The organism is Solibacillus palustris (assembly GCF_022549215.1).
GTDB lineage: Bacteria > Bacillota > Bacilli > Bacillales_A > Planococcaceae > Solibacillus > Solibacillus daqui.
Map to the genome: position 1 here is coordinate 1,319,178 of NZ_JAKZFC010000001.1, position 12,895 is coordinate 1,332,072.

Here is a 12,895-nt window from a genome sequence, read left to right on the forward strand (position 1 = left end):
GTAATCTCAGGGGGGATAATGTGTATCCAAAAGCAAAAACTTTAGGAATAATAATGAGAAATAATAAAATCCTTTTAGAAGAACAAGAGGGAAAGCATTCAAAGGGAACTGGTATATATTATCGACCAATTGGTGGGACAATTGAACTTGGTGAGAAGTCTAGTGATACTATTAAGAGAGAATACATTGAAGAAATAGCAGTGGATATAGAGATTAAACGCTATATGGGCTGTTTAGAAAACATCTTTAGAATAGACGGAAATTTAGGTCACGAAATAATTCAGATTTATTTGGTGGATTTTATTGACCAAAATCTGTACCGAAAAGAAAATTTTAAAGTTGTAGAAGGAAGAAAAACTACATTCACAAAATGGGTTTCCTTAGAAGAAATTATTGATGGTAAGAAGATACTTTTTCCCAACGGTCTAACTGAATTATTACAGAAAAATATTTAACTTTCTTATTCAACTAACGGGGGCTTTACTTGAAGATCATTTAGTTGCATAAGTAGCTCTTTTTTCTTTATTGAACTAAACGGGGCAAGTTAATTGAACAAGAAATTTGACTAAAATAAGGTGAGAAAACTTAAAGGGGTTATGTTAGCTAATGAGTATAATTAATTATCTTGGTTGTAATTTTACTTTACCTTCTAGCGATGAAAGTAGTAATGAAAAAGTTTTAATTGGTGAAAACTTTTCAGACGATGAATTAGTCAATAAACACTTTACAACTAAGAGTATATATGAAGTATATACTAATGAGTATGTAGGTATGTCATTTGATGCTGACAACCAAAACCCTTACTTAAAAAAAAGTTACAAAGAATCAAAAGAGAGTTTCCTTGCATTATGTGAACTATTAAAAGGATACCTTGAAAAAGGAGATTATTGTGAGTTATATACTTGTTGGGTTGGACAAGAGGACGAAGAAAGAAATTATGACTTTGACCAAACTATTGACCTTAATAACATTGACATCAATAACATCTCAATATTCGAGAAAACACTATTGGTAATAAGAAGATAATATTCAACTCCCATGAAAGAACGTAATAATCTTTCATTTTCTGTGGTGAAGTGGTGATTTTTGCACTTCATGGATGGCTAACGGGGGCTTTACTTGAAGATCATTGAGTTGCATATGCAGCTCTTTTTTTATTATTGAACTAAAGGGCAGGTTAGTTTAATAGGAGATGTTATAATCTGGATATAAATCACGATTTTTATATGAGTATGATAGGAGATTGAAAATGGAATTTATTACGTGGTTAGCTTTAGGGTTTGGTTTTAGTTCTGCATTTTATGTAGACAAAGTAAGAAAGAAAAATAAAGAATTAGAAGATAGAATAAAAGCGATTGAAAAAAAAGTAATGCTTTAATTGTTATCGGTACTGAGTTTCGTCTTCAAATAACGGGGGCTTTACTTGAAGATCGTTGAGTTGCATAATGCAGCTCTTTTTTTCTTTATTGAACTAACGGGGCAGGTTAGTTCAATAGCGTTGTTTAACTTGTGTTCAACAATCGGGCCATTTAATTTAGTAAATTTATTTTAAAGTAATGTATATAAGGATGTGAAAGAGTGTACTTAAACAAAAGGGGCAGTTTAGTTCTAATTAAGGTTTATTCCTCTCAATTATAGAATTTATAATTTTTAATAGTGGTTATTAATCTCAAAAGTTATGACACTTTAGGGGAATAAAAAAACCACCTCTATTGAAAGGTGGAAGAAACAGAACAAGAATTTACTCTATATAGTCAATTAACTTTGCAGGAACTTGTTCAAAAATATAAATTTCTGGGTTATTATAAGGCTTATTTTTTAAAAATTCTTCAAGAGTGTTCATACTTGCCCAATAATTTTTCATTAAATCTTCCTTTGAAGGTAATCCTTCAACAATACGACCATTGCCACCATCATAAATATCTTCAATATAAGAAAATAAATCACTAGCTATATCTCTGTTAAAAATTAAAATTTTATCACTAAACACTGGAAATCGATAGTGAGGAATATCATACTCTTCCAAACCTGCACCGAAAGCAACTTTAAAATCAACCCATTTCGGTAAATTTGCGGGTCTGAATCGGATGGTTAAATCCGGAAAAAAATTACCGCTATTGCCATACCATTTTGTAGCTGTCTTACGATTTAATCCTTCCTTTAAAACGATTTCGGGGCTAAAATATTCACCGAGATCATCATTTCGAATAATTACATGATACAAAAACAAACGAATGCCTCCATTCCTTAAATATTATCCTAAAAATTCTACAATTAAACTACTCGGTTATTTTAATAAGTAACTATTTACTACCATTATTTTACCATTTCAGATACATATAAGGAAACTGGAGCTTAAAGGTATTATTAACTGTTTCAAGACAATGAATTAGAATATGATTTCAATCTGACAACATAAAGGATCTTCCACAATCGGGCGCGATTGTTGAATAAGCTTCACTTTTCTTCTTCAACTAACGGGGGCGTTTCTACAATACGTGGAGATGTTTTTTTATTGAAGTAACGAATAAGTTGGAAATATTAGCGAAAGCAAGATACTAACATAATACTCAAAGAATATCTTTCATCGTGGAGAATATATACAGAATAGGAACTTAGATATTTATTTTCTGTTGAAGGGAGAATTTCATGAGTAATTTAGTAAATGACAATCTGTATGAAACGAGAAATAACTTAGTAAAGGAGATTACTTCATTAAGTTATAATCAATTTAATGGTAGACCTGGTATGAATATGTGGAGTATAGCACAAGTTTGTCATCACTTAGTTTTAGTGGAACAGGCCACAATAAAGGCTATTGCATGGGGGTTAAAAAAGGTTGACAATACTCAAAAAGAACGTAAAAACTTTCATCTTATGTTGGATCGAACGAAAAAGTTTAAAGCTCCCGAAATCGTTGAACCAGATGTAGAACCATTTGAAGTTCAGTCAATTATTGATTTGTTAAATGATTCGAGAAAAAAATTTTTTACTTTCCTCAATACAATAGAGGATAAATCGATATTGACGGAAAAATCATTTAAGCATCCTTCCTTAGGTGAATTACCACTTGACCAATGGATTGAACAGATATATTTACATGAACAACGACACACAGAACAAATAAAAGAGATAAAATTACTTTTAGATGTGAGGAACTAAACTTATGATTTTCAATAGAGTCATGTTTAAGTAAAAGGGAAAAAGAAATTTTAACTTTGTAAAATAATATACTTAAAGTAACGGGGTGCTTTAGTTGAATATTCGGTTTCCGAAATGATCAATCTTAATTACAAAAAGTACAGATCTGAAAAATAGCCCCTATTTTGATCAATATTTGTTCAAAATAGGGGCTATGATTTTCTATAAGAATCATCATTTATAGCTGTGTTTTATTCAATCTTTATTCCAAGTCAACACATCAAAAGTAGAATAAATATTGCCCTTTAGAAAATTAACAAAATGGTGATAGGTAAGTGCTTTGAGGATTTTAATTATAATCAAATTTAATTTAAAGATAGGTATTAATAAGTTATTAAATTATTTCCGATATTAAAAAGGAACGGAATTAACATTAATAAAATTACCCCAATTATCAAAGTTGATAGAATGATTTCTTTAATCGATACAAAACGATTTTTATGAAGTGTATAAAGAATAATCATATTGATGGGTACATTGAGTATTAAACCGGTAATTAGGCCTGGAGAATAGATATTCATTATTATTGTTGCGATGAGATGTGGAAATAATGCATTAAATATCATTGCGCCTAAAAAACCAACAAACATCCACTTTATTATATTTATTTCAGGTGAAAAAATAAATAAGAATGTAATTAAATACGCTAACGCTGTAATAGTAATAACGGCAAAGTAAAATTCATTGGAAGTGACAGGGTGTTGAATAGAATGTCCGATTTGAGACCATTCTGGAAGCCATATAGCCTCTTCTATATTATGTAATGTAATAGCTAAGCAGAAAAAAATAGGGAAGCAATTTAAATGGGTGTTATTTTTATTCTCATTTAGATATTGTTTATTAAACATATTTCACCATGCCCTTATAGTTTAAAGTCAATATTATAGTTTTATTCTCATTAGTGAATTTCATTTGAAATTGTACCCAAATTGGTATTTGGGTACGACTATTAATTCTCTGGAATAATTGTTATTGCGACAGTTCTAACGGGAGCATCTTGGGTACTACTCGATGCGTTATAATATTTAGTCATTAATTCATGTAGTTCGTTTTGGAACTGTGTGAAATGGTTTTCATCTATCTTTAATTCCACTACAGAAAAGGTTGATCGATCCTCTCGAGAATTTTCTTCCTCTAATTTTTCAAGATAGTTTTTGTATTGAGTCATAAGTAATAATTGATAGTAAGAAATGTAATCTAGCTTTTCCTCGGTCGAGACTTGACTCCATTCATCTCCGTTAATTCTAATTTCATTTTCATTGATTGCGTAATATTTTTCAGAAACAGATTTCACTTTTTTTTCTTGAATTACGCTAATAATACCAGCATCAACTAATATTTGTAGTTGTCTATATAATGTAGCTTGCGGCACATCTTTGAGGATTTTTACCATTTCTAAAGGTGTAAGCCCGTGTTCTCTGTTACGAAGAAGTGCTTGGCTAATTTTTATTCTTACAGGATGCATTAAAATCTCAACTTTATTATTCATCGAATCACCTAATTTTTTATTCTCATTATAAAGAATAAGAATAAAGATTGCAATTTTCCATTTATTTTATTATCATTATCAATAATGATAATGGAGGAGGTGAAGTAAATGCAATTACATTATGGGATAGACGATTTAATGAAAATTGATATTTTGTCTTATTTACCTATTATCCTGCCTATTTTAATAATAGGAGCAATTTTAGTCTTAATTGCTTTAGTTGACTTGTTTAGACATAGAAACACTAGAAAAAATGTTCTTATATGGACATTAGTTATTCTATTTGTTAATACATTTGGACCGATTTTGTACTTTATTTTAGGAAGAAAGGATAGTGAAACACGTTGAAATTAGAGATTAAAAATATATCAAAAACATTTGATGAAAAAATGGTGCTCAATAATTTTTCAATGGAAATAGAAAAGGGAGAATGTGTCGGTTTAATTGGTCCAAATGGTGCAGGAAAATCTACTTTAATAAAAATTATTTCAGATATCATGTTCCCAAATAATGGGGAAGTCTTATTGAATGGGGTAAAAGTGTCAAAGTTGAAGGAAGAAATCGGTTACTTACCACAATATCCAAACTTTTTTCATTGGATGACAGCTAAAGAAACGTTAATGTTTATGGGGCAGCTTTCAGGTTTAAAAAAGGAGGGATTACTAGCCGCTATTCCAGAAATTTTGGCTAAAGTTGGACTAAAGGACGATGAAAATTCAAAAGTCAGTATCTTTTCCGGGGGGATGAAGCAGCGACTGGGGATTGCACAAGCATTATTACATAAACCGTCATTACTTATTATGGATGAACCTGTATCTGCATTAGATCCAGTTGGGAGAAGAGAAGTATTAAACTTGATAAAAGAGATAAAAAAAGATACAACCATCTTATTATCCACGCATATTTTAAGTGATGCTGAAGAAATCTGTGAACGATTTATCATTATTAAGAATGGAATAAAAGTAGAGGATGCACCTATTACAGAGCTTTTAAAACGCAATAGCAATAATCAAATTCAATTAACAATTACTGCAAACGACTTAAATTGGCTTGATACTGTTAGAAGTCTACCTTATGTAGAAAATGTAGAGATGATTGGACATAAGGTCAAAATAAAAGTTAAGAGTATCGAGAAAAATAAGAATAAATTGCTTGAAAGTGCGCTTATGCATGATGTGAATTTAACTCATTTTGAAATGTATAGTGAAACCTTAGAAGATATCTTTTTAAAATTGGTGGTGCAAAAATGAGCAAATGGATCGTGCTAATGAAAAAAGAATTTGTTCAAATGATTCGTGATTTTAGGATAGTTTGGTTACCAATCGCTTTTATGTTTTTAGGTGCAACGCAACCAGTAGTCAATTACTATTTACCATCAATTTTAAAGTCTTTAGGAGGTAGTCAGGGAATTACAATTGACCCAAACATGGCTCAGTTAGAGGGAGGGGAAGTATTAGCAAGTACGTTAGCTTCACAATTTGATCAGCTAGGAATAATGATACTGGTTATCGCTATTATGGGAATTATTCAAACAGATAAATCTAACGGAATGCTTTCCTTCATTTTAACTCGACCTGTTGCAGTACCTTCCTATATTGCTAGTAAAGTTGTTTCAAATTATATATTACTAGCTTTTAGTGTTTCCGTTGGCTATTTTACTTCATATATATACGTGAATTATCTATTTACTTCGGTACCACTTTCACAAGTCTTTGTTGGACTCATCTTCTACCTTGTGTGGCTTTTGTTTATTGTATCGTTTACAACGATGGTTAGTACCATTTTTAAAAGTCAGGGTGTTATTGCGTTAATTTCAATTGGAACCCTTCTAGGTTGTAGATTAGTAATAGGTCTAAGTCCGATAGTTGATCAAGTTAATCCCGCTGTTATGAGTAAATACGCAATAGAATACCTAAGTAATGGGGCGATTCATTCGAACATATTTAGTAGTAGCCTATTTACGTTTGCCTGGCTATTAGTAATACTTATTACGATTTACTATTGGATTTTTAATAAAAAATTTACTACCGAGTAATGAATTTTGCATATGGAAAGCAGCATGGCTACGTTTGGCTATGCTGCTTTATTTTAATTTTATGCCATGTTACGGAACGATTTAAATAATAGTAAAGCATTTAAAAATCACTAAATTGTGATTTAATTATAGCTTTATAAACCTTGTTTCCAGTAAAAATAATTCCCATGACCATCTGTTTGATGCAGTGTTTTCTTTGAGATTGTTTGTCCTTGATTAATGAAATCTACATGTAAATCCGCATCATATATGTTGTTATAAATATGATAAATGCTATGTTGTTTACTTAAATATTGTAGCAATTCAAGTAAATCATGTTTGAGTTGTGATGGAAACTGATTCGCTACATGTATGTGAAAAATGACAATTTGAGTTGCTTTGTACGCTTCATTTGCCAATAGTTTGGGAAGTAGCGCGGTGAAATCTCCTGTCAATAACTGCTTTTCACATTGTTCATGTATAGGTCGAGCACGTTCTAGATTCAATTTACGGTCGATAAGCTCTGGCCAAATTAAACTTTGTAGCCATAGATATTGCTCCTCATCATTTACGTCAATAATATTTAAATCGATGCCAATTCGGTTGTGGATGATCGGCTTCTGTGTGATTACTATCGGGTCTCCCAAATTTTTTGCATATAGGGTTAATGGACTTATTTCATCCCCGAATGTTATCGTTTCACTTTGTTGAATGTTGTAATGATAGTGATCTACATTTAATAACAAACCGGCACTTGTACCAATTTCGATTATTGTTAACGGCTTTTCCACTTCAGCTGCAATTTCAGAAAGTAGGGGATATAAATAGCTTGCTCGCTGGACTTCATTTGTTTGAACGAGTTTCGTTTGAAAAAGTTGAATAAGTTCAATCTGATACTCCGTGCAAAAGGCAATTAGTAATTGAAAGCTTTGTTCTAAGTTAGCGTCTTTTGGATTATCAAATACCTGTTTCAACGCTGTTTCACTTTGAACCGCCAAGTATTGAACCGCCGAAAAAAATAAATTAGGTTTTGGCTGTGTTTGTGGAATATGCATGATTACATTTAATAATGGCTCATGTGTAATGATACGCCTGCACCAATATTCATAGAGAGGGCTTTTACCTTTCGCTTCATTATTTGCAAAGCGTAGAAATGTTGCTTTTAACTTTTCCATATTTACACCTCATTTCATTGATGTTGTCATTGTATAATGGTTAATGAATTAAAGAAATTAATGAAATTTGATAAATATGATTATTAAAATTAATCAAAAGGGTTGGGGAAGATATGGATTTAAAATGGTTAAAATCGTTTGTAACTGTATATGAGGAAGGAAGTTTTCGTGCTGCGGCAGAAAAGTTATTTATTTCACAGCCAAGCATTACGGTACATATCAAAGCATTAGAAGAGGAGTTACAGGTAGCTTTATTTCAGCGTGAACATACAAAAGTAAGACTTACTATGGTTGGTGAACAGTATTATCCGATCGCCAAAAAATTATTAGCGCATGTAGAGGAGAGTAAAAATGAAATACGTATTGCGTCGAGCAATCAGAAAACACGTCTTATCATCGCACTATCAGCCGCGTTAATTTCAACCGATCTGTTAAAAGTTATTCATAATTTCATTGCATCACATTCAAAATATGAGGTAGAAATGATTATGGAGGACGGGAATCATTTAGACGGAATATTAAGGAACCGTCAAGCGGATGTCGTCATTTGCTTACAAAAAACAAAATCAAAAGACCTACATTCGGAGCGATTGATTCGTTCACCGATGAAGCTTGTTTATTCATCAAAGATACGATTAGAAGGCAATCATCATGACCAGCAAATAAAGTGGCTATTAGAAAATTATCCGCTTTATATTGGGTATTTGGATGAACATACTCCTATTTTAGAAAGTTTAGAAAGAGAGTATAACGTAAGGCGTTATAACAAGGTTCTGGATAGTATTTTTGCAATTAAATTAATGAACGAAGGGCTAGGAATAGGACTATTACCTGAATTTCAAATAAAAACTGAGTTAACAGAGGGAAAGCTAAAGGTGCTTGATATTGGCGCGATTGCATCCATTTATCCGATTGATATTTATATGAGCCATTTACGGAATAACATGAATTTGAATCCTTTTTTACGTTTTGTGAGGGCTCAGGTTGAATAAATCCCCCTTATTATAAGGAAGATATGTTAAAATATAGGATAATAACTAATACGTCAGGTTGATTACGAATTCGGAATTGAAAATTACTTTCGGGGACGATCACATATTTTTGGAATGTGCTGATACGTGCGATTTTTCGATGTTTATGTGCGATATTGGATGCCTTGTGTGCGATTTTTAGAAAATACGTGCGGTTTTAGAGCATTTGTGTGCGGTATTTTGAATTTACGTGCGATTTTTGAAAATTTCGTGCGAATCTATAATAAATTGAAAATACGTTTGCTTTGCATCAGAACAATCATTTTAATGAAGTAAATTGCGAGTAATTCATCAAATCGAGGAATTTTTTGAATGCTTGCAAACTAGAAAAATATTGGGGGCGCATTCATGTTAAGTAATCAAGGGTTTAATTTGTGGGCTGATGAATATGATAAAACGGTTCAGTTGAGTGAGGAAAATAATCTGTATCCGTTTGCAGGTTATAAGGAAATCTTAAATGTGATTTTTAATGAAGTAATGCAGAAAAGAAATTCTGAAATTTTAGATATCGGCTTTGGGACAGGCGTATTAACAAGCAAATTGTATGCGAATGGACATCAAATTGATGGTGTGGACTTTTCATCGAAAATGATTGCCATTGCACAATCGATGATGCCCAACGCCAATTTAATGGAATGGGATATTTCAATGGGCCTCCCTCCAGAGATACTTGGGAAAAAGTACGATGCCATCATTAGCACATATGCTTTACATCACTTAACAGACCAAGAGAAAATAGCGTTCATAGCCATGTTAAAACCAATGCTCAAAGAAGATGGCAAAATTTATATTGGTGACATTGCTTTTGAAACACGAGAAAAACATAATCAATGTCGTCAAGAAAGTATTGGATATTGGGATGACGATGAGTTTTATTTTGTACATGAAGAAATTCGTTCTTTATTGAAAAATGAGTGTGACTTTTATCCAATTTCTCATTGCGGTGGGGTATTTATTCTTTAAATGTAACACGTAATTTTTGGGAGTGGCAAGATAACCTTAGCTACTCCCTTATTTTTAACGGAAATTTAGTAATCAGGCGCAATTCCGGAATAAGGTTTGTTGGCTTTTTTTTAAAACTAAATTAATAATGGAGGATTAAATTATGAATTCAAATGTGAAAGATATCTTTCAATCTATCGAATCAAATGATGTTGAGGCATTGAACAAAGCGCTTATTTCTAACCCATCCTTATCAAATAAAGAAAATGAGCAAGGTTTAACTCCTTTAGGATTTGCTGCGCATTTTGGTAATAAGAATATTGTACAAGTCCTAATAAATTACAATGCAGATATTAATGCCGTTTCCCATTCTAAGATAGAATATATCCCGTCAAATACAGCTCTTCATGCAGCAATTGCAGGAGCACGGAATTTAGAAGTCATAGAACTACTATTAAATAATCAAGCTAACACAAATATATTTGATAGCAATGGTCATACAGCTTTACATACTGCTGTGTTTCATGATGATAACATCGAACTAATTAACCTTCTTATTAAGCATGGAGCTTCTGTTCAAGCGGTGGCCGATGGTGGAAAAACGGCATTAGAATTAGCAATCGAACTAGGTAACAATCAAGTAGCTGAAAAATTGCGCCACGTTATCGAAACAGCCTAATGTCTTTTGAAAATTTATTATGAAATACAAAGTCCTGTCGAGGAGGGATTTTTTTGAAAGTTCGGCTGTCAGAGTATGATGAAAATTGGGGTCGAATGTTTGAAGATGAGGCTCAATTTTTAAGAGAACTATTTGGTGATGAAATTATCAAATTTGAACATTTTGGCAGTACCTCTGTACCAGGAATGAAGGCAAAACCTGTTATTGACATAATGTGCCTCGTTAAAGATATTAATAAAATTGATGCATTCAATGATAGAATGCGATTGCTTGGATATGATGTTGCCGGTGAATGGGGAATACAAGGCAGACGATTATTTCGAAAAGGTGGGGAAACCAGAACCCATCATATACATGTTTATCAATACGATAACGTTCAAATTAAACGACATCTGGTGTTCAGAAATTATTTAAGAACTCATCCAGAAGATGTTGAACGATATAGTTGTTTGAAAGAAGAATTGGCTCAACGCTATGAAGATACCGCTTACTACAGCAAAGCGAAAAAACCTTTCGTAAATGAATTGGAACAAAGGGCATTGAATTGGTTCGAACACCAAGAAACTTAGAAATTATATTAGCCAAAGTGTCAGAAACGGGCCATTTTGCGGAACAAGGATTAGAAATCACAGGAGAAAAAGAGTTAGCATTGGTGAATATTTTGTGTGTCGTATTTTGAGAATTATGGAAATGATATTTGGAATTTTTTGGGCTATGTGTGGAAGTGGCTTGTCTTAGGGGAGGAGATAAAAAAATGATTGAATTACGAAAGATTGCCGGGGATAACATAGATGAAGTAATAGCGCTTGAAGTTGAAGAAAACCAGAAAGAATTTATATTAGAAACTACTAACCTTAGATGCTTCGCAGACGCTCATATGTTGAACGCAGATGGTATACCAGCGACCCCACTAGCCATTTATGCTGATGATACTATGGTTGGTTTTTTGATGTATATTTACGATACGATGGATCATGAATCATTTGAAAATGAAGTTTTTTATGGCAAGAAGAGTTATTTTATTTGGCATAATATGATTGATAAAAGCTACCAAGGAAAAGGATATGGTAAACTTGCTTTTGAAAAAATGCTGATGGATATTGAATTTATGCCAAATGGGGAAGCAGAATATGCAGCCCTCTTTTATCATACAAGTAATGTCATAGCTAAAACATTATACGCTTCATTTGGTTTCGTAGATACTGGAATTATTCAGGATAATTCGATGTTGATGATTAAAAACCTAGATGGGAAAATAACAGAATCCTTAGTAGGATACGATCTATCGGAAAGAAATGTAAGCTATTAACGTCTCGACCCATTATAAAGTCAAATATCCAGAAGAAAAAACCGATTTTGTTAACTCTGTAATAGGGACAAATTGTTACAGTTAGCAACTAGAAAAATAGGGGGTTAAAGGATATGGATATTTCTGGGTGGAAGCAGGATAAATGGACATGGAAAGAATTTACGTTATTGTTATCGCTCGAATTTATTTTCGTCATTGTGGTTGTTAAATATGGCGTCCAATCGCTTTATCAAACTTGGTTTAACAATACCTTATACTCAGGAACACTGACCGGATTAACAATTGCGATTGTACTGATGTTAGGCTTGTATTTTATCGCACTACGTCCTCAAAAGCTTTCCTGGGGGGAAGTCGGAATAAGAAGATTTCCTGCACAGTACTGGTGGAAAATCCCTATATGGTTATTGATAACTATTGTTTTAAGTGTCGCGTTAATAGTACTAACAAGTGCATTAGGTAATAGCGTAGACAATAGCAAGACCGAAAGCCTGCAACAAAATATTAATCTATTTACTATCCTCATTGGAATTATTTCTGCGGGTGTAGTCTCTCCGATTTATGAAGAGATATTTTATCGAGGGTTTATCTACCGTTGGATTAGAGTAAGGCTTGGCATGAAATGGGGTATCTTGCTTAGTTCGCTAATATTTACAGTTGCGCACTTTCCAACCTTAAATGCAATGCCAGTGAACTTCATCACCGGTGTTATGTTTGCTTGGGCCTATGAAAAGACGGGTTCTGTTATTCCGGCAATGATCATTCATGGAGTATTTAATACAATCGCAGTTTTATTAACTGTAACAGGATAAGATAAAAGGTAGAAACATAATCAGTTAACGGGCGCTATCCTGGAGCAAGGGGAAGTGCCATTTTTTCATTTTAGGGACATTCAGTTGAACAAGAAAAATAAATGAAGAAGATATTTATTCATAAGGGCATTTTCTAGATGGTAAAAAAATTTGCAAATGATTTCTTACTAAACAGTTGTTACAAGCCCCCATATAATGGGCTTAGTGATGTGCAATCGAGGCACGTTTTTTTTGCTCTTTAAAGAA

Annotated in this window: 17 protein-coding genes; 13 read left to right on the plus strand and 4 right to left on the minus strand. The window is 32.7% G+C overall.

The window, feature by feature from the left end; genetic code table 11:
- Positions 1-20: 20 nt before the first annotated feature.
- The 3 genes from LZ480_RS06290 (at position 21) to LZ480_RS19855 (ending at position 1,378) form a co-directional block, all read left to right on the plus strand.
- On the plus strand, positions 21-455 hold the full coding sequence (locus LZ480_RS06290) for an NUDIX hydrolase (protein WP_241368524.1): 435 nt from the start codon (positions 21-23) through the stop codon (positions 453-455).
- A gap of 151 nt (positions 456-606) precedes the next feature.
- On the plus strand, positions 607-1,026 hold the full coding sequence (locus LZ480_RS06295; RefSeq protein ID WP_241368525.1) for a hypothetical protein: 420 nt from the start codon (positions 607-609) through the stop codon (positions 1,024-1,026).
- A gap of 223 nt (positions 1,027-1,249) precedes the next feature.
- Entirely contained in the window at positions 1,250-1,378 is a 129-nt protein-coding gene (locus LZ480_RS19855) for a hypothetical protein (RefSeq protein ID WP_255475385.1), read from the plus strand.
- Positions 1,379-1,741: 363 nt separating this feature from the next.
- Here the strand turns inward: LZ480_RS19855 and LZ480_RS06300 are convergent, their stop codons facing one another.
- A complete protein-coding gene (locus tag LZ480_RS06300) occupies positions 1,742-2,230 on the minus strand; it encodes a hypothetical protein (protein ID WP_241368526.1) in 489 nt (162 codons plus the stop codon).
- 419 nt (positions 2,231-2,649) lie between these two features.
- Between LZ480_RS06300 and LZ480_RS06305 the strand changes: the two genes are divergently transcribed.
- Entirely contained in the window at positions 2,650-3,162 is a 513-nt protein-coding gene (locus LZ480_RS06305; RefSeq protein ID WP_241368527.1) for a DinB family protein, read from the plus strand.
- A 362-nt stretch (positions 3,163-3,524) separates the two neighbouring features.
- Here LZ480_RS06305 and LZ480_RS06310 read toward each other — a convergent pair whose 3' ends face one another.
- Both LZ480_RS06310 and LZ480_RS06315 read right to left on the minus strand, forming a co-directional pair.
- Positions 3,525-4,049 (minus strand): HXXEE domain-containing protein, encoded by a 525-nt coding sequence (locus LZ480_RS06310; protein WP_241368528.1) that lies wholly within the window; start codon positions 4,047-4,049, stop codon positions 3,525-3,527.
- A 101-nt stretch (positions 4,050-4,150) separates the two neighbouring features.
- Positions 4,151-4,690, minus strand: a complete 540-nt coding sequence (locus tag LZ480_RS06315) for a helix-turn-helix domain-containing protein (protein ID WP_241368529.1) — start codon at positions 4,688-4,690, stop codon at positions 4,151-4,153.
- A 108-nt stretch (positions 4,691-4,798) separates the two neighbouring features.
- Here LZ480_RS06315 and LZ480_RS06320 point away from each other — a divergent pair, with 108 nt between their 5' ends.
- Genes LZ480_RS06320 through LZ480_RS06330 form a run of 3 tightly spaced genes read left to right on the plus strand, consistent with a single transcriptional unit; the run spans position 4,799 to position 6,725 of the window.
- A complete protein-coding gene (locus LZ480_RS06320) occupies positions 4,799-5,038 on the plus strand; it encodes a PLD nuclease N-terminal domain-containing protein (RefSeq protein ID WP_241368530.1) in 240 nt (79 codons plus the stop codon).
- Positions 5,035-5,940 (plus strand): ABC transporter ATP-binding protein, encoded by a 906-nt coding sequence (locus LZ480_RS06325; RefSeq protein WP_241368531.1) that lies wholly within the window; start codon positions 5,035-5,037, stop codon positions 5,938-5,940. Before LZ480_RS06320 ends, LZ480_RS06325 begins: the two co-directional genes overlap by 4 nt.
- Positions 5,937-6,725, plus strand: coding sequence for an ABC transporter permease (locus tag LZ480_RS06330; RefSeq protein WP_241368532.1), 789 nt, complete (start codon positions 5,937-5,939; stop codon positions 6,723-6,725). Before LZ480_RS06325 ends, LZ480_RS06330 begins: the two co-directional genes overlap by 4 nt.
- Before the next feature lie 134 nt (positions 6,726-6,859).
- Here LZ480_RS06330 and LZ480_RS06335 read toward each other — a convergent pair whose 3' ends face one another.
- The gene (locus LZ480_RS06335) at positions 6,860-7,879 is read right to left on the minus strand and encodes a DUF2332 domain-containing protein (protein WP_241368533.1); all 1,020 of its coding nucleotides are present in this window, start codon (positions 7,877-7,879) and stop codon (positions 6,860-6,862) included.
- Between the two features lie 113 nt (positions 7,880-7,992).
- Between LZ480_RS06335 and LZ480_RS06340 the strand changes: the two genes are divergently transcribed.
- The 6 genes from LZ480_RS06340 to LZ480_RS06365 all read left to right on the plus strand — a co-directional run bounded on the left by LZ480_RS06340 (position 7,993) and on the right by LZ480_RS06365 (position 12,649).
- Positions 7,993-8,871, plus strand: a complete 879-nt coding sequence (locus tag LZ480_RS06340) for a LysR family transcriptional regulator (RefSeq protein ID WP_241368534.1) — start codon at positions 7,993-7,995, stop codon at positions 8,869-8,871.
- A 387-nt stretch (positions 8,872-9,258) separates the two neighbouring features.
- Positions 9,259-9,873, plus strand: a complete 615-nt coding sequence (locus LZ480_RS06345) for a class I SAM-dependent methyltransferase (protein ID WP_241368535.1) — start codon at positions 9,259-9,261, stop codon at positions 9,871-9,873.
- A gap of 142 nt (positions 9,874-10,015) precedes the next feature.
- Complete coding sequence (locus tag LZ480_RS06350) at positions 10,016-10,531, plus strand: ankyrin repeat domain-containing protein (protein WP_241368536.1); 516 nt, start codon at positions 10,016-10,018, stop codon at positions 10,529-10,531.
- A 53-nt stretch (positions 10,532-10,584) separates the two neighbouring features.
- On the plus strand, positions 10,585-11,100 hold the full coding sequence (locus LZ480_RS06355) for a GrpB family protein (RefSeq protein ID WP_241368537.1): 516 nt from the start codon (positions 10,585-10,587) through the stop codon (positions 11,098-11,100).
- A gap of 185 nt (positions 11,101-11,285) precedes the next feature.
- On the plus strand, positions 11,286-11,840 hold the full coding sequence (locus tag LZ480_RS06360) for a GNAT family N-acetyltransferase (RefSeq protein WP_241368538.1): 555 nt from the start codon (positions 11,286-11,288) through the stop codon (positions 11,838-11,840).
- Between the two features lie 113 nt (positions 11,841-11,953).
- A complete protein-coding gene (locus LZ480_RS06365) occupies positions 11,954-12,649 on the plus strand; it encodes a CPBP family intramembrane glutamic endopeptidase (RefSeq protein ID WP_241368539.1) in 696 nt (231 codons plus the stop codon).
- Positions 12,650-12,895 lie beyond the last annotated feature (246 nt).

Bases quoted from the DNA above. Each gene is read 5' to 3' on its own strand.
- LZ480_RS06295 (WP_241368525.1), top strand. From the start codon at position 607: ATGAGTATAATTAATTATCTTGGTTGTAATTTTACTTTACCTTCTAGC.
- LZ480_RS19855 (WP_255475385.1), top strand. From the start codon at position 1,250: ATGGAATTTATTACGTGGTTAGCTTTAGGGTTTGGTTTTAGTTCTGCA.
- LZ480_RS06305 (WP_241368527.1), top strand. From the start codon at position 2,650: ATGAGTAATTTAGTAAATGACAATCTGTATGAAACGAGAAATAACTTA.
- LZ480_RS06310 (WP_241368528.1), bottom strand. From the start codon at position 4,049: ATGTTTAATAAACAATATCTAAATGAGAATAAAAATAACACCCATTTA.
- LZ480_RS06315 (WP_241368529.1), bottom strand. From the start codon at position 4,690: ATGAATAATAAAGTTGAGATTTTAATGCATCCTGTAAGAATAAAAATT.
- LZ480_RS06320 (WP_241368530.1), top strand. From the start codon at position 4,799: ATGCAATTACATTATGGGATAGACGATTTAATGAAAATTGATATTTTG.
- LZ480_RS06330 (WP_241368532.1), top strand. From the start codon at position 5,937: ATGAGCAAATGGATCGTGCTAATGAAAAAAGAATTTGTTCAAATGATT.
- LZ480_RS06335 (WP_241368533.1), bottom strand. From the start codon at position 7,879: ATGGAAAAGTTAAAAGCAACATTTCTACGCTTTGCAAATAATGAAGCG.
- LZ480_RS06340 (WP_241368534.1), top strand. From the start codon at position 7,993: ATGGATTTAAAATGGTTAAAATCGTTTGTAACTGTATATGAGGAAGGA.
- LZ480_RS06345 (WP_241368535.1), top strand. From the start codon at position 9,259: ATGTTAAGTAATCAAGGGTTTAATTTGTGGGCTGATGAATATGATAAA.
- LZ480_RS06350 (WP_241368536.1), top strand. From the start codon at position 10,016: ATGAATTCAAATGTGAAAGATATCTTTCAATCTATCGAATCAAATGAT.
- LZ480_RS06360 (WP_241368538.1), top strand. From the start codon at position 11,286: ATGATTGAATTACGAAAGATTGCCGGGGATAACATAGATGAAGTAATA.
- LZ480_RS06365 (WP_241368539.1), top strand. From the start codon at position 11,954: ATGGATATTTCTGGGTGGAAGCAGGATAAATGGACATGGAAAGAATTT.